Source organism: Asticcacaulis machinosus (assembly GCF_028550435.1).
GTDB classification, from domain to species: Bacteria; Pseudomonadota; Alphaproteobacteria; order Caulobacterales; family Caulobacteraceae; genus Asticcacaulis; species Asticcacaulis machinosus.
In genome coordinates, this window is sequence record NZ_JAQQKV010000001.1 from 385275 (window position 1) to 408756 (window position 23482).

Annotated in this window: 23 protein-coding genes and 1 tRNA gene; 14 read left to right on the plus strand and 10 right to left on the minus strand. The window is 52.9% G+C overall.

Features of this window, described 5'->3' with window-relative positions:
• Together tmk and PQU98_RS01850 are read right to left on the minus strand one after the other, a co-directional pair.
• Positions 1–639 (minus strand): dTMP kinase, encoded by a 639-nt coding sequence (gene tmk / locus PQU98_RS01845; protein WP_272743171.1) that lies wholly within the window; start codon positions 637–639, stop codon positions 1–3.
• 47 nt (positions 640–686) lie between these two features.
• Positions 687–1472, minus strand: a complete 786-nt coding sequence (locus PQU98_RS01850; RefSeq protein WP_272743172.1) for a septal ring lytic transglycosylase RlpA family protein — start codon at positions 1470–1472, stop codon at positions 687–689.
• Positions 1473–1615: 143 nt separating this feature from the next.
• On the opposite strand from PQU98_RS01850, the gene PQU98_RS01855 reads away from it, so the two are divergent.
• The 6 genes from PQU98_RS01855 to PQU98_RS01880 all read left to right on the plus strand — a co-directional run bounded on the left by PQU98_RS01855 (position 1616) and on the right by PQU98_RS01880 (position 6030).
• Positions 1616–1705 (plus strand) — tRNA-Ser (locus PQU98_RS01855).
• A gap of 336 nt (positions 1706–2041) precedes the next feature.
• Positions 2042–2716 (plus strand): Shedu anti-phage system protein SduA domain-containing protein, encoded by a 675-nt coding sequence (locus PQU98_RS01860; RefSeq protein ID WP_272743173.1) that lies wholly within the window; start codon positions 2042–2044, stop codon positions 2714–2716.
• Positions 2717–2868: 152 nt separating this feature from the next.
• The gene (locus PQU98_RS01865; protein ID WP_272743174.1) at positions 2869–3108 is read left to right on the plus strand and encodes a hypothetical protein; all 240 of its coding nucleotides are present in this window, start codon (positions 2869–2871) and stop codon (positions 3106–3108) included.
• An 80-nt stretch (positions 3109–3188) separates the two neighbouring features.
• A complete protein-coding gene (locus PQU98_RS01870; RefSeq protein ID WP_272743175.1) occupies positions 3189–4577 on the plus strand; it encodes an MFS transporter in 1389 nt (462 codons plus the stop codon).
• A complete protein-coding gene (gene mazG / locus PQU98_RS01875; protein WP_272743176.1) occupies positions 4549–5370 on the plus strand; it encodes a nucleoside triphosphate pyrophosphohydrolase in 822 nt (273 codons plus the stop codon). Before PQU98_RS01870 ends, mazG begins: the two co-directional genes overlap by 29 nt.
• Positions 5371–5388: 18 nt before the next feature.
• Positions 5389–6030, plus strand: a complete 642-nt coding sequence (locus tag PQU98_RS01880) for a winged helix-turn-helix transcriptional regulator (protein WP_272743177.1) — start codon at positions 5389–5391, stop codon at positions 6028–6030.
• Here PQU98_RS01880 and hflX read toward each other — a convergent pair.
• The 6 genes from hflX to dusB form a co-directional block, all read right to left on the minus strand.
• Positions 6027–7364 (minus strand): GTPase HflX, encoded by a 1338-nt coding sequence (gene hflX, locus PQU98_RS01885; protein ID WP_272743178.1) that lies wholly within the window; start codon positions 7362–7364, stop codon positions 6027–6029. The genes PQU98_RS01880 and hflX overlap by 4 nt on opposite strands.
• A gap of 32 nt (positions 7365–7396) precedes the next feature.
• Positions 7397–7645 (minus strand): RNA chaperone Hfq, encoded by a 249-nt coding sequence (gene hfq, locus PQU98_RS01890; protein WP_272743179.1) that lies wholly within the window; start codon positions 7643–7645, stop codon positions 7397–7399.
• A gap of 117 nt (positions 7646–7762) precedes the next feature.
• The gene (locus PQU98_RS01895; RefSeq protein ID WP_272743180.1) at positions 7763–8626 is read right to left on the minus strand and encodes a D-amino-acid transaminase; all 864 of its coding nucleotides are present in this window, start codon (positions 8624–8626) and stop codon (positions 7763–7765) included.
• Positions 8627–8628: 2 nt separating this feature from the next.
• The gene (gene ntrX, locus PQU98_RS01900) at positions 8629–10032 is read right to left on the minus strand and encodes a nitrogen assimilation response regulator NtrX (RefSeq protein ID WP_272743181.1); all 1404 of its coding nucleotides are present in this window, start codon (positions 10030–10032) and stop codon (positions 8629–8631) included.
• On the minus strand, positions 10032–12332 hold the full coding sequence (locus tag PQU98_RS01905) for a sensor histidine kinase NtrY-like (protein ID WP_272743182.1): 2301 nt from the start codon (positions 12330–12332) through the stop codon (positions 10032–10034). The genes ntrX and PQU98_RS01905 overlap by 1 nt, the downstream gene beginning before the upstream one ends.
• A 120-nt stretch (positions 12333–12452) precedes the next feature.
• Positions 12453–13448, minus strand: a complete 996-nt coding sequence (gene dusB, locus PQU98_RS01910; protein WP_272743183.1) for a tRNA dihydrouridine synthase DusB — start codon at positions 13446–13448, stop codon at positions 12453–12455.
• Between the two features lie 98 nt (positions 13449–13546).
• Here dusB and PQU98_RS01915 point away from each other — a divergent pair, with 98 nt between their 5' ends.
• The 4 genes from PQU98_RS01915 to PQU98_RS01930 all read left to right on the plus strand — a co-directional run bounded on the left by PQU98_RS01915 (position 13547) and on the right by PQU98_RS01930 (position 16522).
• A complete protein-coding gene (locus PQU98_RS01915) occupies positions 13547–13975 on the plus strand; it encodes a GNAT family N-acetyltransferase (protein ID WP_272743184.1) in 429 nt (142 codons plus the stop codon).
• A gap of 3 nt (positions 13976–13978) precedes the next feature.
• Positions 13979–15127: a bifunctional 2-C-methyl-D-erythritol 4-phosphate cytidylyltransferase/2-C-methyl-D-erythritol 2,4-cyclodiphosphate synthase gene (locus tag PQU98_RS01920; protein ID WP_272743185.1), complete on the plus strand. Its 1149-nt coding sequence runs from the start codon at positions 13979–13981 to the stop codon at positions 15125–15127.
• A 154-nt stretch (positions 15128–15281) separates the two neighbouring features.
• Positions 15282–15893 (plus strand): superoxide dismutase, encoded by a 612-nt coding sequence (locus PQU98_RS01925; protein ID WP_272743186.1) that lies wholly within the window; start codon positions 15282–15284, stop codon positions 15891–15893.
• Between the two features lie 101 nt (positions 15894–15994).
• Positions 15995–16522, plus strand: a complete 528-nt coding sequence (locus PQU98_RS01930) for a CinA family protein (RefSeq protein ID WP_272743187.1) — start codon at positions 15995–15997, stop codon at positions 16520–16522.
• A 9-nt stretch (positions 16523–16531) separates the two neighbouring features.
• Here PQU98_RS01930 and PQU98_RS01935 read toward each other — a convergent pair whose 3' ends face one another.
• Positions 16532–16999 carry a type II toxin-antitoxin system RatA family toxin gene (locus PQU98_RS01935; RefSeq protein WP_272743188.1) on the minus strand — a complete coding sequence of 156 codons (468 nt, stop codon included), beginning with the start codon at positions 16997–16999 and terminating at the stop codon, positions 16532–16534.
• 10 nt (positions 17000–17009) lie between these two features.
• Positions 17010–18008 (minus strand): lipoyl synthase, encoded by a 999-nt coding sequence (lipA, locus tag PQU98_RS01940; protein ID WP_272743189.1) that lies wholly within the window; start codon positions 18006–18008, stop codon positions 17010–17012.
• 240 nt (positions 18009–18248) lie between these two features.
• On the opposite strand from lipA, the gene PQU98_RS01945 reads away from it, so the two are divergent.
• The 4 genes from PQU98_RS01945 (at position 18249) to PQU98_RS01960 (ending at position 23482) form a co-directional block, all read left to right on the plus strand.
• Complete coding sequence (locus PQU98_RS01945; RefSeq protein ID WP_272743190.1) at positions 18249–19187, plus strand: alpha/beta hydrolase; 939 nt, start codon at positions 18249–18251, stop codon at positions 19185–19187.
• A 113-nt stretch (positions 19188–19300) separates the two neighbouring features.
• Positions 19301–20860, plus strand: coding sequence for an AMP-binding protein (locus PQU98_RS01950; protein ID WP_272743191.1), 1560 nt, complete (start codon positions 19301–19303; stop codon positions 20858–20860).
• 185 nt (positions 20861–21045) lie between these two features.
• The gene (locus PQU98_RS01955; RefSeq protein WP_272743192.1) at positions 21046–21354 is read left to right on the plus strand and encodes a hypothetical protein; all 309 of its coding nucleotides are present in this window, start codon (positions 21046–21048) and stop codon (positions 21352–21354) included.
• Positions 21355–21418: 64 nt separating this feature from the next.
• The gene (locus tag PQU98_RS01960; RefSeq protein ID WP_272743193.1) at positions 21419–23482 is read left to right on the plus strand and encodes a TonB-dependent receptor family protein; all 2064 of its coding nucleotides are present in this window, start codon (positions 21419–21421) and stop codon (positions 23480–23482) included.

The window sequence follows — 23482 nt, forward strand, 5'->3', positions numbered from 1 at the left end:
TTACGCCCCCCTCAATTCAGGGAAATGCGTTGATGCAATTGACCATATATCTGAGGAAATAAGCTCAATTGACTGATCTGCATCGATAATTTTATATCTTTCTGGTGCCATAGCCGCACGTTTCAAAAAGCCTTGGCGTAACCTTTCATGAAACGCCAGTCCCTTGGCTTCAAAACGATCTTCGTCGCCACCACGCCCTTTAGCGCGTGCCAGGCCAGCCTCAACCGGCATGTCCATAATCAGCACCAGATCGGGCTGACTATCCCCCACCACAGCCTTATCTATCTGTTCAATAAATTCAGGCGATATGCCACCGCCGGCGCCTTGGTAAGCGCGCGTTGAATCGGCAAACCGATCACAAACCACCCAGGCGCCGCGATCCAGCGCCGGCCGAATGACTTTTTCGAGGTGGTCCGCGCGTGAGGCGTACATCATAAGCGCTTCAGATACCGGTGACCAGCGCGTGGCATCGCCCTTAACCAGCAGATCCCGCAAAGCTTCTGCTCCTGGTGATCCGCCCGGTTCGCGGGTTTGCACAACCTCTAAACCCTGATCGCGCAAACGCTTGACCAAAATCTTGACCTGAGTGGACTTCCCCGCCCCCTCACCGCCTTCGAATGTAATAAATTTTCCACGCATGGCCGGAACTTAATCGGCAATTCGGCAGTTTTCTCAAGCCTTAAAATCTATTCCCGGCGTAAAGCCGCATCAAAAAAGCCTTCGGACAGCGCCTTTTGTCGCGCATGTTCGGCTTTGTCGGCGCCGTCAAAAGGCCCCATAGATACGACGTAGAGGCCATCCTTGCGTTCAATGGAAACCTGATCCAGACATTCTTTGGCGCGATAGGCATTTTCACGCACCGCGAAGCTACCCAGCAAAACCAGATAGCGTTCCTCATCATTACGGCGGGCGATCGAAGAGTTGGAAGCGTTGCGCCCGGCAGGCCCTAAAAATGTGACCTTAACCTTGGCGATGCCTGGCCCTAAAACGCCTAGTTCCCGCGCGGCCCCTTTCGACAGATCAATCAGGCGGCCGTCAATAAACGGCCCGCGATCATTGACGCGCAGCACCATAGATTTGCCGGTATCGAGGTTTTTAACCTCTACAATTGACGGCAAAGGCAGGGTTTTATGGGCCGCAGAAATAGCATCCGGATTGAAATATTCGCCGTTAGCCGTTGTGGAATTAGGCGATTCTGAACCGTACCAGGAGGCCGTGCCCACCCAACTGTCGCCTTTATCGGGGATGGAGGGTTTATAGGTTTTTCCGCGGATGGTGTAAGGTCGCAGCGTGCCGGAGTGATAGGTGCCGCCCGTCGCGACCGGCGGGTCTTTGTCTATTTTATAGCGCGGACCGGCGCAGGCGCTCATCAGCGCAAAACAGATGATTGCCCCCACCCACAACATGTGGCGGGCGGCGGTTTTAAGCCACTCTGAACGCCTGACCTTGCCCATGTCCGAATATATCGCCATGCCCTGCCCTACGCACTACACATTGAAGTAAAGGCGCGGCATTTTGCAGCGCTTGTGCATAATTTAGCGAAAATGAGAAAAATCTTAGTTAACGACTTGGATTTACGAAAAAGTCGGGTTAAGACCCCAAACCACCCTCGTGCGGACAGATGGCCGAGTGGTTTAAGGCAGCGGTCTTGAAAACCGCCGTAGGTGGAAGCCTACCGTGAGTTCGAATCTCACTCTGTCCGCCACTTCATAGAAAAGGCCCCTACTTAGGGGCCTTTTCTATGAAGTGCTGAGTGTGGACTTGAACTCACGGAAAAAGCGAGTTCGTAAACCGGAGCGCCTTAGCGCGCAGGTTTCGGCGCAGCGAAGCGCAGCCAATCTCACTCTGCCTTCAAATTTTCTTTATATATTTTTATGAGTTACGCATTCGGCATCCTGAACGTAGTCAGGATTGTTTCATCACGCCACTTTGCGTAGCCTAAAAATACGTAACAAGCAGTTCTTAAAGGCCCATCGTAATCACAGCCCAGTTGTCTATAATCGAGTGAACGCGCTAAGGTGGCGGCGCGTGGGAGATGAATATGCCAGAGCTTAGTGGATACAAAATTATCAGAGCGGACGAGATCGACCACCAAGCGGATATTGCGGAACAGAGCGCCAAATTTCCCGGTGCGCTTTATGGCGATGCCAGGTTGTTACGTGCAGGGCTGGACGAGGAATTTGAAACTTCGCTGACCGGCTCAGAAGAGACCATTCAAAAGTTCCTGGCGGCCAATCCCTATCTGCTACAATACGTCATTCCCAATTCCGGTCATCACGGAACATGGGTTTTCCCAAAGAAAATGATAAGAACAAAAAGAACCGACGGAACTCCGGGCCTAATACCTGACTATCTGGTGGCGACCCAAAGCTCTTTAGGATACCACTGGCACATTGTTGAACTTAAGTTGGCGTCGGTGCAGTTTGCAAAAGCTTATGGCAAGTCATATTCGCGAGATGCTACCGAAGGCATTGCTCAGTGCGCTACCTACATATCGCATTTCACCAACTATATCGAAACCGTACGATCGAACATCGGTGTGACTGAGTTAATCACCCCAAAGAACGCTATTCTGCTAATGGGCGATGCAAGAAACGAGACGGAAGAGCAGCGAATTTCCAGAAGCGAGTTTTGCGACCTTGCACCGCGAATGATCGTTGCTTCGTATGACCGAATCCGGCGGGGACTTGCGAACGATCTTCGCGGACGAATGTGAGTATGTGAGTCTTAGGCGCCCCAACAGGACAATTTACGAGCGTCCAACAGAAGTACCTCATCCACATCAAATATCCCCGCCCACAAATCCCGCGCTTGCCAGAGGCCGCGACTCTGGCAAACATCGTCCCTCACATTGCGCAGGGGCCTGACATGACATTTAAATGCGACACACCCTTATCTGATTTGCCGGAAACCAGCCGTATCCAGATCCGGTGCACCAAATGCAAATCCATGCGTCAAACCACACCGCGCGACCTGATGCGCGTGGGCCGCTTTAGCGCACACCTTAAGCTGGCCCAACTGGAAGACGCTTTTGAATGTGACCGCGCGGCGTGCCGCAGTCCTGTGACCTTTACCTCATTCGGCGGGCTAAACGCTGTCAGCGCCTGATGGCATCAAACATTTGTGATTGGCCAAATCATTCAAAATGAACAATGTTCAGGCGCAATAACTAGGCCGGGGAAATGCCTTTGTCTGAATCTGCGCACACGCCGACACCCAATGCGTCTCAAGTCTCTGCCGGACATCTGCTGGCTTTTATCGGCCCGTGCCTGCCGTTCGCGGCCTTGGGATTGCCGCTGGCGGTCATACTGTCCGAATATTATGTCAGCGAAATTGGCCTAAATCTCGGCGTCGTAGGGCTTGTATTCATGTCTGTGCGGCTGGTCGACATTTTCGTCGACCCCATCGTCGGCTGGGCGATGGATAAGACCCGCACACGGTTCGGCCGCTTCAAGCTGTGGATGGCGATCTGCCTACCGATTTTGTTTGTCAGTACCGGGTTTATCTTTCTGGCACCCACCGGCGTATCACCGCTATATTTATGGGTATGGCTTCTGGTCATCTATATCGGATTCTCGATTGCAACTCTGTCACAAGCCAGTTGGGGGGCAGTGCTATCCAGTGATTACAATGAGCGCACTAAAGTCTTTGCCTGGTGGCAGATGGCCAACATCGTCGGTATCATCGCGGTTTTGTTGATACCCGTTATTGTTCAGTCGGTTTTCCACGAAAGCTACCGATTGGCAGTGCAATATATGGGCATCTTCATCATGGTGCTTTTGCCGGTCATGATCGGCCTTGCGCTATGGATTGTGCCGGAGAAACTATCCGATACGCCGGCGCATAATGTGCGGATAAGCGATTACTTTCGCATGTTGAAACGCCCCAATGTCGTTCGCGTGCTACTGGCCGATCTGTGGCTGGGCCTTGCGCCAGGCATCATGGGCGCGCTGTTTTTCTTTTATTTCATGCAGACAAAGGGGCTGTCGCGCGAACAATGCTCGATCAGCATGTTCCTCTATTTCGTGGCAGGCCTTGTCGGGGCACCTCTGTGGACTTGGGCATCCAAGAAATACAATAAACATAAGACGCTGATCATATCCGCGCTGATTTTTGCGGGCATCTATGCCCTCTTAGGGTTTTTGCCCGCCAATAATTTCCCGCTCGCCGCGTTTTTGGTGTTTCTGGCCGGCATCCCTTATGCCGCATCGCTTTTACTGACCCGCGCGCTGATGGCTGACATTGGTGACGAAGTGCTGGCCGAAAGCGGTCAGGATCATAAGGGCGCGTTGATGTCGATCCTGTCGGCCACAACCAAGCTGGGCTATGCGTTTTCGGTTTTGACCATGTCAGCCTTGGCGGTTTTAGGATTTGACAATAAGGCCGCACAAAATAGTCCCGAAGCCCTGATGTGGGTGCAGGTTTTCTTTGTCGGCCTGCCGGTCATTTTCCTTTTACTTGGCGCATGGGCTATGAAATCCTATGACCTGACACCTGAGCGGTTCGCCCAGATTCAGGCAAAGCTCAAGCAGCAAGGATTGGCCCCAAATGACCCAGCACACTCAACCGGCTCCTAACCGTGCAGCGATTGACGATCTGCTGGAGGTAATGAACCGGCTGCGCGCCAAGGACGGAGGCTGCCCCTGGGATCTGGAACAGACCTTTGAAACAATTGCCCCCTATACAATCGAAGAAGCCTATGAAGTCGCCGATGCCATAGAGCGTAAGGACATGCGCGACCTCAAGGAAGAACTTGGCGACTTGCTGTTTCAGGTCGTTTTTCATGGCCATATTGCCAAAGAACAGGGACTTTTTGACTTTGACGATATCGCGCGCGCGATGACCGAAAAATTGATCCGCCGTCATCCCCATGTATTTGGTGATGAAGCTGGGCGCACTGCCGATGAGCAAACGGCAGCCTGGGAAATCATAAAGGCCGAGGAGCGCAAATCTAAATCAAAGCACGGCATACTGGATGATGTTCCAGTCGGGTTGCCCGCCCTTACCCGCGCGGCCAAGTTAACGAAGCGGGCAGCGCGCGTCGGTTTCGATTGGCCAAGTCTTGGCGAGGTTTTGGACAAACTTGATGAGGAAACTCAAGAATTAAAAGCGGAAATTGAGGTCGGCAATTTGGAAAATGCCAAGGCTGAGTTAGGCGATTTATTATTTGTCATGGCGAATTTAGCCCGTAAACTTGATGTAGAGCCTGAAGATGCTCTGCGCGGGACTAATGCCAAATTTGTCCGCCGGTTTTCGAGCATTGAAGCAGCTTTGGCCGCGCACGGGCGCACACCTGATCAGTCCAGCCTCGAAGAAATGGACAGGCTGTGGAATGACGCCAAGGCTGCGGAGCGGGTCATGCCGGGATAGGGCCTAACGGCCAAACCCTTGTCGTTTGCAATCAGAATCATTTATAGCTTTCTTATCGCAAGCAATGGCTCTGACATGATTAAATCCGCCTCAAAAGAAGTTTCCAGAACAGCTAGGAAAACGGCTGTAAAGGCGAGCAAAGCTCCCGTACGCGCCAAGACCAAATTGCCGGTCAAGGCCAAAGACCCCAGATCCCGCTGCGCTGTTAATCTGGCGCTGGAGGCTGTGGGCGATAGCTGGTCTTTACTAATCATCCGCGATCTGATGTTTAAGGGCCGCAAAAGCTTTCAGGCATTTCTGAATGCCGATGAGAAAATCGCCACCAATATCCTGACGGATCGCTTAAGTAAGCTGGAAGCTTGCGGCCTGATCTCACGCCAGATTGACCCCACAGATAAACGTAAAGTCATTTACGGCCTCACATTAAAAGGTGCGGATCTGGCCCCCGTACTGGTGGAGTTTATGGCCTGGTCGCATAAATACGAGATGACTGATACGCCGAAAGAGCTGCGACTGGAGATCGAAAAAAATAAATCTGCCTTCGCAACACGCACGATAAAAGGTCTTCAAACCCTGGCGCCAATCCAGAAGCCCGATAAAGCCGCGGCTAAACCTGCGGCATTTACCGATTTTTCGGACGAGACCCTTAGCCTGTTTTAAGCTTCGCCGGCCGTCATGCGTTCATAGCGCCCCAGAGCCTGATCCGACAGCTTGACGTGTAATTGGACACGCCCGTCATCATGATCAAAGCGATCCAACACACGGCCATTTTGGTAAACCCAAGCCATCAGGTTGCCTTGAGACGGTTTAAGCACGATATCAAGCTCGGTACCTTCCTCATCGACCTTTCGGGCAATAGATTGCAAAAGCGCATCAATACCCTCCCCCGTGATGGCCGAAACCATATACGGTTTCGTGCCGCCCTTATGGAGAATGGCGCGGGTGTGCAAAACGTCACGCATTTCTTCATCAATAAGATCAATCTTATTCCACACCTCAATCATGCGCGTCCGGTCGAGTTCGGGCAGTATCACTTTTAAAACTTGCTCGACATCCTGCCCCTGCGCCTCAGCCTCGGCGTTTGACATATCGCGCACATGCAGGATCAGATCAGCCTCGATCACTTCTTCGAGTGTTGCCCGGAACGCAGCCACCAACTCGTGCGGCAGGTCGGAAATAAAGCCCACTGTATCTGAAATGATCGCTGAACGGCCATTGGGCAGTTTGAGCGTTCGCAAGGTCGTATCCAGCGTGGCAAAGAGCATATCTTTCGCCAGCACCTCAGCCCGTGTCAGGTGGTTAAACAGCGTCGATTTGCCCGCATTGGTGTATCCGACCAGAGCAACCACGGGATACGGCACTTTTTTGCGCGCGGCTCTATGCAGAGTGCGCGTGCGGCGCACCTCTTCAAGTTCGCTTTTGAGCTGCTTGATCTTGTCAGCGATCATACGCCGGTCAAGTTCGATCTGAGTTTCGCCAGGCCCGCCGGTGGTGCCCGTCGCGCGCTGGCGCTCAAGGTGAGTCCAGGTTCGCACCAGCCTTGATTTCTCATACTCAAGTCGCGCCAGTTCGACCTGAAGCTTACCTTCATTCGTACGCGCGCGCCGTCCAAAGATTTCAAGAATCAGGCCCGTCCGGTCGATGACCTTGACGCCCCACTCCTTTTCCAGATTACGCTGCTGGATAGGCGTGAGGGCACCATTGACCACAACCAGATTGGCTTCAGTCTCTTCGCAAAGCTTACGTACATCATCCACCCGGCCCTGACCAAACAGAGTCGCTGCATTAAACTTACGCACACGCACACTGAGCGTACCCACGATTTCAAGATCAAGCGCAAGCGCTAAGCCCACGGCTTCTTCAAGCCGCGAGTCATCATATTTGCGTTCAATAGCCGCCTCTGTCTTTTTAGGAGAGGCGTGTGCCGAAACTTCAGGATCAACGACAACCGCGCGTTGAACATCGGGCGTGTGATCTACATATTTACCGGTCAAAAACGATCCTTATGCTCAAGGCAACCTTAAGCTTAGTCTTCGGAATCATCTTCTTGTTCATAAAGTTGAACGGGCGCCGCCGGCATTATGGTCGAAATCGCATGCTTATAAACTAGCTGCGACTGGCCGTCGCGACGAAGCAGAACACAGAAATTGTCAAACCAACTGACAATGCCCTGAAGCTTCACACCATTTATGAGGAAGATGGTCAAAGGGGTTTTGGTTTTACGAACACTGTTGAGAAACGTGTCCTGGAGATTTTGTTTTTTATCGTGGGACATTGGTTGGCCCTTCTCGTTGAATCCTGAGAGGCACATTACCCCTCACACAGACATAGATGTGTATCATATGCCAGATCACAAGCTAAGGGCAACTATTTACACGATAAATTTTTGATATCAAATTCCAGCGGTTTTAGTTGCCTGTTGAATATAGGCTTCCCGTAAGGATGTCGCCACAGGTCCCGGCTTGCCATCCGCAATCCTGTGGCCATCGATTTCAACTACAGGCATGACCAGACTGGTGGCGGCCGTAATAAAAACTTCTCTGGCGGCTAAGGTTTCAGCAACTGTAAACGCCTCTTCCCTGAGTTCGATGTCTGTCGTTTTCAGAATCTTCAATAGCTGTGCGCGTGTTATACCGGCCAGAATATTGGACTTAAGGCTGCGTGTGCGGATCACACCAGCATCATCAACAATATAGGCATTAGCAGAGCCGCCCTCGGTAATAAAATCATCCTTATCGACAAACAGGACATCAGAGGCTCCCGCATCTTTTGCGGCCTGCTTTGCCAGCACATTGGGGAGAAGCCCTACGGTCTTGATATCGCAGCGCCCCCAGCGAATATCCGGCTGAGTGATGACCTTGATGCCCATCCGGGCTTTGACAGCCGCTGCCTCACGATCGACAGCACGCGCCGTGATTACCAATGTAGGCTTCACACCTGCCGGAAAGAAATGATCGCGCGCAGCGACCCCACGGCTGACCTGAAGATAGACCATGCCTTCTTTGATGCGGTTGCGGCGAATGACTTCATAAAGCACGACCATAAGGGCCGCACGACTCATCGGCGCGTTAATACGTAAAGACTTAAGACTCCGGTCGAGGCGATCAAGGTGGCCTTGAGTATCCGCTAAACGTCCATCAAATACCGACCAGACTTCATATACGGCATCGGCAAACTGATAACCGCGATCTTCAATATGCACACAGGCATCGCCATGACGGATATAGCGGCCATCAACATAGGCAAAACGGGACATGCTCAGATATCCTCGTCCTCGACCCCACGAATATGGGCCAAGCCAAGACTTTTCAGTTTGCGGTGAAGTGCTGAGCGTTCCATGCCAATAAAATTGGCGGTGCGTGAGATATTACCGCCAAACCGAACGATCTGAGACGACAGGTATTCGCGCTCAAACACCTCACGTGCCTCTCTGAGTGGCAAGGCAATAATACGTTCTGGGCGAATGGCGCCGGCAACCGCCGATTCCACGACTTCGGACGGCAGCATATGTGCGGTTATAAGCTCGGCAGGATCGCCGGACGCCAAAATCAGCAACCGCTCTATATTGTTTCGCAACTGACGGACATTGCCTGGCCATTCATGCACCTGAAGCGTCGCCATAGCATCTTCACTCAGGGTGCGTTTGGGCAGTCCCTGCGCTGAGGCTATGCGCTCAATAAAATACTGCACCAGTTCGGCAATATCACTGCGACGTTCAGATAGGCCCGGCACACGCACCGGCACAACATTCAGGCGATGGAACAAATCTTCGCGGAACCTTCCAGCGCCAATTTCCTGCTGTAAATCCTTAGACGTAGAGGAAATGACCCTAACATCAACCTGAACGTCATTAACACCACCAACCCGAACAAAGCGCTGCTCAACCAAAACCCGCAGAATGCGGCTTTGCGACTCCATCGGCATGTCCGCGACTTCATCGAGGAACAACGTACCGCCGTGGGCGCGTTCAAACACCCCGATTTTACGCGGACGACCGCCATCACCCTCTTCACCGAACAGTTCGATATCCAGCCGTTCAGGCGTCATGCCCGCCGACGATATCGGCACAAATTCACACTTGGCGCGCGGCGAAGCGTCATGAATCATGCGCGCGACTAATTCTTTACCCGAACCCGCCGGGCCGGAAATCATGATGCGTGAATTGGCCCCAGCCACCTTGGCGATTGTCGTGCGCAGCAACTGCGCCGCCGCTGAATTGCCAACAAGTCCATCGGGCACAACGGCCTGATTACGAAGGCGGCGGTTTTCACGCTTAAGCGAAGCTACCTCAAGCGCCCTTTGAACAATCATAATCAATCGTTCTGTTTTAAAAGGTTTTTCTATAAAATCGTAAGCCCCGCGTTTGATGGCGGACACAGCGGTTTCAATCGTGCCATGACCAGAAATCATAACCGCCGGAATATCAGGATCAAGCTCGCGGATTACATCCAGCAGTTCCAGGCCATCAAGGCCCCCGCCTTGCATCCATATATCGAGCACAACCAGTGAGGGCTTGCGGGCCTTGACCGCCCGAAGAGCCGCGTTCGAATCGGAGGCCGTTCTGACCGAATACCCCTCGTCCTCCAATATGCCCGCAATCAGTTCGCGAATATCGGCCTCATCATCGACGACCAGAATATCAACACCCGAAGATACTTTCATCACAGCCTCACCATCTTATTGGCACTGTCGTGTCTGGGCACATTCCCGGACGCATCGGCAGTTATTTGTGTATGTGGCAAGCGCATGGTTGCGCGTGCCCCGCTTAAATGCACGGCATCACTCAGCGTAAATTCGCCGCCGTGGTCTTCCAGAATACGCTTAACAATAGCCAGGCCCAGGCCCGTGCCCTTATCTCGCGTGGTAACATATGGCTCCGTCAGACGGTCACGATCTTTATCCGGCAAACCGATGCCGTTGTCTTCGATATCTATTCTGACAAGCCCCTCAATAATCGCCATTTCTACGCGTAGGCGTCCTTTGAAGGGGTCGGGTGGCACAAGATCAGACTGCTCGGCCAATTTTCGCTCGGCCGCCTGACGCGATATTATGGCCTCCCCGCCATTTTTAAGCACATTGCCTAAAGCCTGCGCCAACAGACGACCATCACACACAATTTTCGTGTCCGGTAACGGCTCAATGATATCAATCTGTATATCCGGATCGGCGACGCGACGTGCAAAGACAGCATGCCTTATCAATTCAGCGGCATCTTCTTCAGCAAAATTCGGTACTGGCATACGGGCAAATGCCGAGAATTCATCGACCATCCGCCCGATATCACCGACTTGCCGGATGATGGTATCGGTCAGACGATCAAACACATCAACATCTGCATCAATATGGTCGCGATATTTGCGCTTTATGCGCTCTGCCGACAATTGAATGGGGGTAAGAGGGTTCTTGATCTCATGAGCAATTCTTTGAGCAACATCTTTCCAGGCCGCATTACGCTGCGCGGCGACCAGACGCGTGATGTCATCGAACGTGATCACCGCACCTCCGGTTTCCAGTCCCGAAATCCGCACTCTTAAGCGCCGGGTCTCGCCCTTACGAACCAGATCAACTTCTTGTTCCTCAACTTTTGATACAGAAACCTTGTCTAAAAGTTCTGCAATTTCAGGAACAAGTTCGCGAATCTTAAGCCCAAGGGCGTCCTCACCGACAACGCTGATAAAATTGGCAGCATGGCGATTGATGGCTGAGATATGCTCCAGCACATCAATACCCACAATACCTGCAGATATCTCTGACAAAACGGTTTCAATAAACCGCCTGCGCGCTTCGGCCTCTTCGCCCGCAGATTTGAGTGCAGCTTGCTGACTCTGCAGATCGCTGGTCATGCGGTTAAACGCTCTGGACAGAACCGCAATGTCCTCAGACTGGTGCGTAGTCACCACGCGCGCATCCAGATTGCCCGAAGCCACCTTATCAGCCGCCTGCACCAACCTTGCCACGGGAACCGCAATAGCATCTGCCGCTGACACACCCACCCATACAGCCCCAACCAAGACTAAAAGCACAGTCTCGATATAGGCCAGAGCAAACACACCCTGAACCCGGTTTGAATTTTCAGCAGCTTCACGTAAATCTACTACAGCGCGCGATACACTTGATAAGCGTGCCATCATGCCCGGCTGCAGCAGCCGAACCCCGTATAGCTGTGCGCCATCATATAAGGTTAGCGGATACACGACCCTGACCGCATCTGGGCCGGAAAACAGCGCCACCCGCGCTTCACCTGCGGACACGTCAGAAATCGTTTCACGCGGCGGCGCCAGATACACCGGTGCATCTTCACTCTCGGCCCGCGCCAGCACCTGACCGGTTCGGTCAATCACATAGATGGCCGCAAGACCGCCGCGTGAAGCCGCCAGATCCTGCAGGGCCATAGCAAAGGCCAGCCGGTTTGGAAACAGAGCCCGCCCCTCTTCATGGTCAATGCTAACTGCGATATCTTCAACCGTATCCAGCGCAATTTTCTGCTGCTCATCGACGAACAGTTCAGCGATCTTGGCGCCATTTTCGACTGATGACTGCACACGCTCGCTAAACCAGGTTTCAACGCCCCGATTGACCAAAACCCCAAAGAACAGAGCAACTACAAAGGCAGGCGTGACCGCGGCCAGTGCAAACAGGGTGACAAATCTAAGGTGTAGCCTTGCGCCCGCATCTGCGCCGCGCGAATGCGCGATCTGATAGATGCGGCGAACAACGAAAAAACAAAGCCCCAGCAGAAGTAACAGGTTGAGACATACCAGACCGAAAAGGATACGGCTGGCCGGGCCGATAGGGCCTGTCCCCGGCGTTGCAATAATCATCCAGATGATGAAAGCGGTAATCAGAGCCGACAAAACATAGGCGGCAGCCATACCAAGGCCCGCAGGGCTTGCGTTACGCAGTCCTCTGGACGCCCGCATCAGCGTCAGACCTATTCGACGTTTTGCCGCTGTGTCCTTCAAGACCCAATTCCGAAATGCCAAAATTTAGCCGTGGCATTTGCGCACTACTGTGTCCATATATCAACATGAATGTTGCTATAAAGCGTCTATTTTTTCGCTTTTCATCGCTTGTGATGAAACTTAAAGCTCAGATAGCAAGATTTTCAATTCTCGCTCTATGTCCTGTGGTGTTTCCAGACGACAAATTCGTCCTTTGTCCATCCGACGTACAATCGGGTCAGGGTTGTAATTTGCGGCTTCAATATACCAGCCAAGATGCTTTTTAAACATTCGCAAGCCCAATGGCTCACCATAAAAAATGAGGCTGTCTTGAAAATGCTCAAGAATAATGTCCAGACGCTGCCCTGTTGTCGGTAAAGGCAGATTCGTTTGCGCGCCCACGGCATTATCGAGGTGGTTTGCCAGCCACGGCTGGCCGTATATCCCGCGCCCAATCATAATCCCATCAGCACCTGAGTAGGCCAAAGCTTGGCGGGCGCTCTCAGGACTTACAATATCGCCATTGACGATGACGGGGATCGACACAGCCTCTTTTACGTTTTTTATTGCCTGCCAATCAGCTTCACCTTTGTAAAACTGCTGGCGGGTGCGGCCATGAACCGTGACCGCTTGTACACCAATATCTTCGGCGCGTTTGGCAAGTGATGCGGCGTTACGCTGCTGATCATCCCACCCCAGACGCATCTTGACGGTTACGGGACGTTTCGTCGCTTTGACCGCAGCTTCCATCAGTCGGGCTGCCTGATCCGGCTCACGCATGAGCGCCGATCCGCACAAAACGCCAGTGACCTCCTTGGCGGGACAGCCAAAATTTAGATCTATAATATCAGCACCGGCCGCGTCTGCCAAAGCAGCCCCGCGGGCAATATAGGCGGGGTCGCGTCCAATAAGCTGGATGATTTTCAGGCCATCATGCTCACCTAACTGGGCTTTGCGCACAATGTCCGGGCGGCCCTTTTCAAGCTCGGCGCAGGCGACCATTTCGGTGGCGGCATAACAGGCGCCCAGTTTGGTGGCTACTTTTCGAAACGGCAGGTCGGACACACCGGTCATCGGCGCAATCAGCACCCGTCCGCCGATAGCGACATCACCAATTTTAAGACCTGCGCTGAACATAGGGGGCACATACAGTAAATCCCGCCATTTGGAAACATCGCGCAATTGACCCCATTCATAAGCCGCTTTAAACGCTTAGTCTAAAATGGGAGGGCCTTATGGCGACAGTCAAACTGGCACAGAGCGACGACGATATCCGCCGGTGCTTTCCGGTGATGAAAGCTTTGCGCCCGCATCTGCAGGACGATGACGATTTGCTGGAGCGCGCCCGCCGCCAAATGTCAGAGAGTGGCTGGAGACTGGCCTATGTCGAGGATGGCGGGCAAGTCGTTGCGTGCGCAGGATTTCGTGTCCATGAATGGCTGGTATCAGGCAAAATTCTCTATGTCGATGATTTGGTCAGCGCTCAGGATCAACGCTCGAAGGGGTATGGCAAGACTTTGCTCGATTGGTTGAAAGATCTCGCAAAGTCAGAGGGTTGCACCCAATTACGTCTGGATAGCGGTACACATCGCACCGAAGCGCATCGTTTTTATTTCCGGGAAGGGCTGGTTATCAGTTCTTTCCATTTTGAAACCACGCTCTGAGTCATGACATTTAAAGCCATAATAGTTGCGGGCGGTTCTGGCACACGCTCAGGCGGACGCAAGCAATGGATGCCGCTGGCCGGCAAGTCAGTTCTGAACTGGTCCGCCGAAGCCTTTGAAAATGCAGGCGCTTCACAAGTTGTCATTGTTGTCCCCGAAGATGATATCGCCAAAGCGCGAGCGGAGTTTCCCAATGCCGTAGTGACACCGGGCGGCGCCACACGTGCCCAATCCGTTCAGGCCGGACTAAAGGCTTTGCAGGCAGCCGATGATGACATTGTCATGATCCATGATGCCGCGCGGCCACTCCTCACAGCACCACTCATCGAGTCTTTGCTATCACGGATGCAGTCAGCCAGGGCTGTCATATTGGCTTTGCCAGTGACGGACTCGTTGAAAAAGACCGATCATGCAACCATCACAGATGCGCCTCCGCGCGAGCACCTCTGGCGCGCTCAGACTCCGCAGGTTTTTCGATACGGTGATATTGTCCGCGCTTATCAGACCTGGCCGGATGGTCAGGAGCCCACGGATGACGCCATTGTAGCCGACCGCGCAGGCATAATTGTTGAGGTGGTCGAAGGCTCTATGCGCCTCCACAAACTCACCTACAAAGAAGATTTTGAGTTACTGGAGGCGTTGATCATGTCTGAAACCCAAACCCAGATGCGTGTTGGTCAGGGCTTTGATGCCCATCGTTGGGGGGATGGCAAAAGCGTGTGGCTGTGCGGCGTGGAAATCCCGCATGATAAAACCCTGATTGGACATTCGGATGCCGATGCCGGACTTCATGCCCTGACCGACGCCATTTTAGGGGCTGTGGGCTTAGGCGATATTGGCGATCACTTCCCCCCAACTGATCCGCAGTGGAAAGGCGCGCCATCTGATGTGTTTCTGAAACACGCCGTTAATCTGGCTCGTCAAAAAGGCGGGCGGCTGGTGAATGTTGATGTCACTCTGATCTGCGAACGACCAAAGGTGAAGCCTCACCGTGAAGCCATGCGCGCCCGTCTGTCCGAAATCCTGTCCCTGCCGATGGATTGCATCAGTGTCAAAGCGACCACGACCGAAAAAATGGGGTTTACGGGCCGCGAAGAAGGGCTCGCGGCTCAGGCGATCTGCCTTGTTGAAATGCCTGTTGTTCGGGCTTGATAATTTATAGTGACTAGGTCTCGCTACCCTTTGAATTTATAAGGGTATTATTGAGAAACATTCTCACTAGATAATGCCTTGAATTCAAATTTTCACCCCAATATATGTGTGGGGATATTAGCGTTTTTATCCCAACATTTGAAAGCAGGTCGTCATGGCATTCGAACTCCCCCCCCTTCCCTACGCGGCTGATGCGCTTGAGCCCTATATGACGGCCAATACCTTCAGCTTCCACCACGCCAAGCATCATAAAGCCTATGTTGATAACCTCAATAAGCTGATCGCAGGCACCCCATTTGAAGGCAAGTCTCTGGTCGATATCGTCAAGGAATCCGAGGGCACCAACGCAGGCGTATTCAATAATTCGGCGCAAGTATGGAACCACACCTTTTTCTGGTCTTCCATGACCCCAAACGGTGGCGGTAAGCCGACCGGCAAGATCGCTGAAAAGATCGACGCTGATTTTGGCGGGTATGATGCTTTTGCCGAAGCGTTTAAAACCGCAGGTGCCACTCAGTTTGGTTCCGGTTGGGCCTGGCTGGTTCTGGGTGCTGAGGGCAAGCTGAAAATCGTCAAGACAGGTAATGCCGAAACGCCGTTCACCAAGGGCGACAAACCTTTGTTAACGCTGGACGTATGGGAACATGCCTATTACCTCGATTACCAGAACCTGCGCCCTAAGTTTATCGAAACCTTTCTCGATAAACTGGTGAACTGGGAATTTGCTAACGCCAATCTGGATGCCCCCCTGCATCCCGGCGTGTAATCCCTTAAGCACACAATATCTTTACGAGAGCGGGGCCAAAACCCCGCTCTTTTTCGTTGAGGTCTGTGGTATGTCTGGAAAATACTCAGGGATATTTTACGATGACTGAAAATCTGTCTCCGCTCTATAGTCTGGCTGGTGATGTGGTGGCCGAGGCAAAGCTTAAGCGTAAGGTGCTGACGACGGCTGAAAGCTGCACGGGCGGACTGATTGCCGGCGCGATCACCTCAATAACCGGCGCGTCGGACATCTACAACGAAGGCTATGTCACCTATTCCAACGTCGCCAAAACCAAGCTGTTAGGCGTATTGCCGAAAATTCTGGATACGCATGGGGCGGTTAGTTTAGAGACCGCCTACGCTATGGCTGAAGGCGCATTAAAACAGGCCAATGCTGACATTGCGATAAGCGTGACAGGCATTGCAGGCCCCACTGGCGGCACCGCACTTAAACCCGTTGGGATGGTATGTTTTGGCTTAAGCTTCAAAGGGACGGACGGCGAACCGCAGACCATGAGCCATGTCCATTATTTTGAGGATAAGGGCCGCCATCATATCCGCGAAGAAAGCGTACAATTTGCTTTAAAATGGACCTATGATCATTTGAAAACGCTGGATTTACCCGTCTGAATCCAGCCCCTAAACTGTAGGATACAGCGCTTGGGCGCGGCCTTCAAAACACGCCATGAGTTTGGATACCGCCTTATCGAAATTGGCCCGCAAAAACCCATCCAAAAATGGATTTTTAAACTCGAAGTCGATATTGAAATCGATCGCGGCCCCAATTTTACCATTGCTCATGGTATGGTCCGTAAATTTCCAGGTGCAATGCAGCCGTTTAAACGGGCCTTTGAGCAGTACGATATCGATCGTCTTATTTTCACTAAAACGCGTCACGCGGGTGGTAAAGCGCTCGGTCAGAAAGCTAAATCCGACAGCCACATCGGCATCAAACCGGGTGATATCATCGCTGGGGCGCGAGACATTAAACGTCCGCAAGCTGTTTATCCACGGCACGAACTCAGGATAACGCTCAACATCTCCGACCATCTCGTACAGTTTGTCGGCAGAAAAAGGTAAAACGCGGTTTAAATGAAACTTTGCCACTGAAACTTCCTTAGCGACCGGCCAGGGCCGCACGCGCGGTTCTTAGACGCTCGAAATCTTCGCCTGCGTGGTGTGAAGACCGGGTTAACGGGCTCGATGACACCATAAGGAACCCTTTGGCGCGGGCAATGGATTCATAGGCCTTAAACTCATCTGGCGATACGAAGCGATCAATGGCGGCATGTTTACGGGTCGGCTGAAGGTACTGACCGATCGTAATAAAATCGACGCCGGCCGAACGCATATCATCCATAACCTGCATGACCTCTTCCTTGGATTCGCCAAGGCCGACCATAATACCCGACTTGGTGAATTGCTGCGGGTCGCGTTCCTTCACGCGCTCCAGCAAGCGAAGGGAATGATAGTAGCGCGCACCGGGCCGGATTTTCAGATAATTACGCGGCACAGTTTCTAAGTTATGATTGAAAACGTCAGGCTTGGCGTCAATGACGATTTCCGCAGCACCATCTTTACGCAGAAAATCAGGCGTCAGAATCTCAATCGTCGTTTTTGGCGATTGCAGGCGGATCTGACGAATGACCTCGGCAAAATGCTGCGCGCCGCCATCGCTCAGGTCGTCACGATCAACTGAGGTAATTACAACATGAGACAAGCCCATCTTGGCCACTGTCATACCGACGCGGTTCGGTTCATCCATATCCAGCGCTGCAGGCATACCGGTCTTGACGTTACAGAAGGCGCAGGCCCGTGTGCAGGTATCGCCCATGATCATCAGGGTTGCGTGGTTTTTGGTCCAGCATTCACCGATATTCGGGCATGCCGCCTCTTCACACACGGTGACCAGCTTGGCATCGCGCACGATCTTACGGGTTTCGTTATACCCTGCCGACCCCGGCGCCTTAACCCGAAGCCAGTCCGGCTTTTTCAGAATCGGTGATTCCGGGCGATTCTGTTTTTCAGGGTGCCGCAATTCCCGTACCGCAGGGGCGGCTTCGGTATCCGGAGCGCTTACGGCAGCATTGCCGAGCCGGTTGATGATCGTGACCATTTCGCTCTATACAAACCTTAAGCGGCCACGACACATCTGCGGCCAGTTCATGTTTCTAATTGGTCTTTTTGCTGATTAATATCAAGTCAAATAAAGCGCGTACTCAGGCGGCGGTCAGTTTTCAGATCAAAAAGCGTGACAGGATAAAACACCCTGTAACAAATCATATAGCCCAGCAACAGATTCGCCACTATCTTGTAATCGGATCTGAAATATCCATGAATGATCACACGGTGCGACATGCGACTATTGCCAGCCATAGTGGCCCTGACCATGTTATGCGCCGCAGGATGCGATAAAAAACAAGGTGACACGTCGCATCCCTCCGACAAAGCTTTCGCCGATAGCCAAATTCCACCGGGATTGTCGCCACAATATTTTCCGCCTGCCGGATTCGTGTGGAGCGGATTTAAAAGCGGCAACCTCCCGGAAGCCCGCTACGGCGTCGCAGCACCTCCGACTAACCCAGGAACCGACATCCTGATTGTCGCGGACGCACGGTTTCCGGCCGAAGCCTATTTCGAACTGGCGCGCGATCTGATTTCGCTGAACTACACGGTCTGGATATATGAAGCGCCCGGTCAGGGTGGCTCCGGACGCTATTTCCTCCAAGGCGACCAAATCCATACGCCTGATTTTAATCATAGCGTTCAGGCGGTTGAAGATTTGATAGTTAAGGTCATCCGCCCCTCATCCCGTCGGCCCGTCTATGTTGTCGGTACAGGAACGGGTGCACTGACCGCTCTGTTGATTGATCCCAAAACCATCCCGGTTGGAGGCGTTATTGCCTATTCGCCCTATCTGCGCCCCCCGGAGTCCGCCCCCACAATCTGGCGCGGCGAAGATGTCCCGATTGAAGCGTGGGCGCAGACGGCTCATAAATGGCAAAGAGCCAATCCCGATCTGCGCCTGCGCGCGGTAAGTCAAACCTGGCAAACCGAAATGGATAAGGCCGTAGGCAGCGTGACATCTCCGGGACTTAAAGGGCTGAATTTTGGCCGGGAGGCTCCGCGGAGGCTCATCATAACGGGCGAAGAGGCAGCGCCGTCGAATGATATAGGTCGGATGTGCGCGGGCATTAAAATCTGCTCTATCAAAAGAATACTTAAAAACAAAGATCTGAGCGCTGAAATTAAGAAATTCATTGAACAAACGCAGTCACAGACAAAACTACACTGAGGGTCGTCATAAACCTTTACCCGTGGTGACGAATGAGGTTAAATTCAGGAAAACCGAAATAATTCGGCCAGATGGCGTTTCGGAACCAATATAATTTATGGGAGCCCCCGCGCATGGAGCGCAGCTTTAATGCGGAAGATGCCTCCGCCTCTCTCTTTGGCGCTCTGATCAAAGCCAAGTCCACAATGGGGGCGGAACGTGTTATTATAGAGGATCAGGAACGTCAGCCGATCACCTATAAAGAGTTTTTCCAGCGCACCTTTGCATTGGCGCGACTTATTTCAAAGCATATCGGTTCTGAACCCCGAACCGGCCTGATGCTGCCGACCAGCATCGGCGGTGCCATGTCTTTTTTTGCGCTCCATGCCAATGGCACAACGCCGGTGATGATCAACTTCACATCGGGTCAGGCCAACATCAAGGCGGCGGTTAATTTAACGCGCCTTAAGACGATTTTGACCTCACGCCGGTTTGTAGAGCAGGCCAAACTCGATGAGTTAGTCGAGGCTATGCAGGGCTATGTAAATATCGTTTATCTTGATGATCTGCGCAAAAAAGTGACCGTGGATGTTAAGGCCTATGCCCTATGGGGATCAATGTTCCCCAAGCTCGCGGCCCATAAGGCGAAGCCATCCGATCCCGGCGTTATTTTGTTTACGTCCGGCTCGTTCGGCAGCCCCCGTGGGGTTGTATTAAGCCAAAGCAACCTGACGTCCAATGTCGCCCAACTGGATTGTCATATAGATATCAAACGCGATTGGATTGCCTTCAATCCCATGCCTATTTTCCATTCGCTGGGCCTGACGGGCGGCGTTTTGATGCCACTGCTTCTGGGGCTTAGGTCGTTTCAATACCCCTCCCCACTGCATGTGAAGCAGATACCGTCACTGATCAAAGAAACGAAGGCTTCGCTATTTTTCTCGACCGATACCTTCCTCAATCAATATGCCCGAACCGCTGAACCAGATTCGTTTTCTACGCTGGATTTCATTGTTTGCGGCGCGGAAAAGGTACGCGAAGAAACCCATCACCTGTTTAAAACACAATTCGGCGGCGCGGAAATTCTCGAAGGCTATGGCGTGACTGAATCATCTCCGGTTGTGGCGGTCAATAATCCGGCCCATAATCGCCACGGCACGGTAGGCCAGCTTTTGCCGGGTATGAGCTATCGCCTTGATCCGGTTGAAGGTATTGCCCTAGGCGGCCGTCTTTTCATCAAAGGCCCCAATATCATGGCGGGCTACCTTAATGAGGCCAACCCCGACCTTATCGAGGCCCCATTGGATGGTTGGCATGACACGGGCGATATCGTCAATATTGATGACGAGGGCTATATCCATATACTCGGCCGTGTGAAACGGTTCGCCAAGATAGCCGGTGAAATGGTTTCATTGACCGCTGTGGAACGCATTGCCGAAGTTGTCTGGCCGCAAAATCGACATGCTGTGGTTGCCGTTGCGGATGACAAGAAAGGTGAGCGTCTGGTGCTGATTACCGATCACTCGTCTGCCGATATTGCCACTCTGACCGACTGGGCAAAGGAAAATGGTGCGCCGGTTCTGGCGATTCCTAAAAAAATACTCAAGGTTAATGAAGTCCCCGTCCTCGGCTCCGGGAAAACGGACTATGTCACCTTGCAAAGATTAGCCGATATTGAGGTGCGTGCGGCGTAAGGTCACAGTGGCAATCAGACCATGTCTGCCTTGACACCGATAGCAGACCCTGTCTAAACGCGATTATGGCTACACCACGACCGCATCCCGCTGTGAAGTGCAAACCTGCCTCAGACACCCGTTTCTGGGCGTCTTTTGGTGTCGCGGTTGCGTTGTTTCTCCAGGTAGTGTTTCCGGCCCATGTTATGGCTATGTCGCGAAGCGGTGAAACCGTTTTCGTCATATGCTCCGGTGACGGCCTAAGCGCGAAGCCGGTGGTCGACTATAACCTGACAGCGACCATAAAAGCCGAAGATTCGACCAAAACCCAGGGGCTGAAATGCCCGGACTGCGTATTGGCAACACTTACCGCCATAACGCCAGACTTGTCACATTTTGAGCCGGTTCAGTATCCGGTTATTGCCGCCATCGTTTCGTCAAACCGGGCGCATGAGTGGCCTCAATCACAGGCACCTCCACGCCCCCACTCCTGCGGCCCACCCCACCACATCTGAACTCAATAACCCGCATCCGGTATTGACCGGGCGTGCCTATTCCTGTTTTCAGATGTGAACTCCCATGACAAAATTATCCCGTGCGTTGCTAGCCAGCGCATCCCTGCTTGCCCTGCCGGTTTATGCTCATGCCGCAGAGGCCGATACTGATATCCCGACCGTCATCGTCACCGCTAACGCGTCTTCGGAAGACCCCAGCGTTGTCAAAACCACCCGCGAAAAACTGGCCCGCACGCCCGGAGCCGTCTCGGTGGTCGCCCATGAGACCTATAGCAATAGTTATGCAATGGGCCTGTTTGATACGCTGAAAAACGTTTCCGGCGTGTTTGCCCAGAAAAAATTCGGCGAAGACAGCCGCTTTTCAATTCGCGGCTCCGGTATCGGCAATAACACCCATAACCGCGGCACATGGCTCAGTGTTGATGGCATCCCGCTCAATCAGGCCGATGGCTCTGGTGATTTTCAGGAAATCGACCCCTTAGCCGCGCGTTATATTGAAGTCTATAAAGGCGGCAATGCCTTACGATTTGGTGGCTCACAGCTTGGCGGCGCGGTCAATTATGTCACCCCCACCGGCTATGACGCCGGATACCGCAGCCTGCTACGTGTCGAGGGCGGCTCGTTCGGTACGGCCCGCGCCCACGTCGCCTATGCGGATATCGTTGGCGATTATGATCTTTATCTGGCCACGACCGTGCTTCGGGCCGATGGCTGGCGCGACAATGCCGATCAGGAAGCCAAGCGGCTGACCTTAAACGTCGGCCGCCGCTTTGGTGATAATCGGTCTGTGCGCTTCATTTTTCAAGGAAATGACCTTGATCAGCGTATTTCGGGCGCCCTTAGCCAGACTGAGGCCCTGACCACACCAGAAATGACGAACGCGCCAAACTACGCCGCCGTAAAGTACGGCCGAAATCTTAAATCGTCGCGCGGTACTCTGCAAACCGACTGGCAAATCAACGAGGACTGGAGCTTTGAAGGTGGTATTTACGCCGCGTGGAAACACCTGATCCATCCGATTTCCATTCACGTAGACCAGCAGTCCCAAAATTACGGAGCCTTCGGCCGCTTTGATGGTAAGGGCGAAATCGCAGGCAAGGCCTATGACCTGTTCATCGGCGCCAATTATCGTAAGGGCCTGGTGGATAGCCACATCGCCGCTAATGTTCTGGGCGCACCAGGCATGGTTATGGGTGAAGCGGTACAGAACGCCGATAGCTGGGATGTTTTTTCTGAGGGCCGCCTGTTTATCACCGATGAATTGGCGCTGAGTGCCGGTGGTTCCTATGGCTGGACTAAGCGCGATTACATCAATCACCTGAACAACGCCAATAATGCCAATAAGGATTTTGACTGGTTTGCGCCGCGGGTTGGGTTTATCTGGCAAAATGCAACTGGAAATCAGGCCTTCGCCAATATTACCAAATCAGTCGAAGCGCCCAACTATGGCGCTCTGGTGCAAAGCCCATTGCCGCAGTTTGTGAATGTGCAACCGCAAGAGGCCGTGACCGCTGAAATCGGCACCCGTGGACGCAGCGCGCATTTCGTCTGGGACGTGTCACTGTACCGCGCTGAAATCGATGGTGAAATGCTGACCTATATTCCGGTGGATACAGGCCTGCCGGCGGCAACCTTTAATGCCGAAAATACAATCCATCAGGGTTTAGAGACAGCCCTAGACTGGAAAGTCGGTTCGGTTAGCGGGTGGTCAACCGTCCTTCGCCAGACCTACACCTGGTCGGATTTCAAATTCGATGGCGATAAGGTCTATGGCGATAATCAGTTGCCCGTTGTGCCTGAGCACTATTACCGCGGTGAAGTGTCTTTCAGCCACACCAATGGCTGGCGGATCGCGCCGTCGGTCGAATGGGTGCCCGATGATGTATGGGTAGATTTTGCCAACACCACCAAGGCGCCGGCCTACACCGTCTGGAACCTGTCGGTGTCCAAGCGCGTGAGCCCCTCAATCGAGGTGTTTGCTGATGCACGCAACCTGAGTGATGAGCGCTATATCTCCAGCGTCAACTCCGTAACCGATTTCACCAAGGTCTCAGCCTCCGCCCGAAGGGTCTTCTGGCCCGGCGAAGGTCGAGCCGTCTTTGTCGGCATCAAATTGACGGGCCGATAA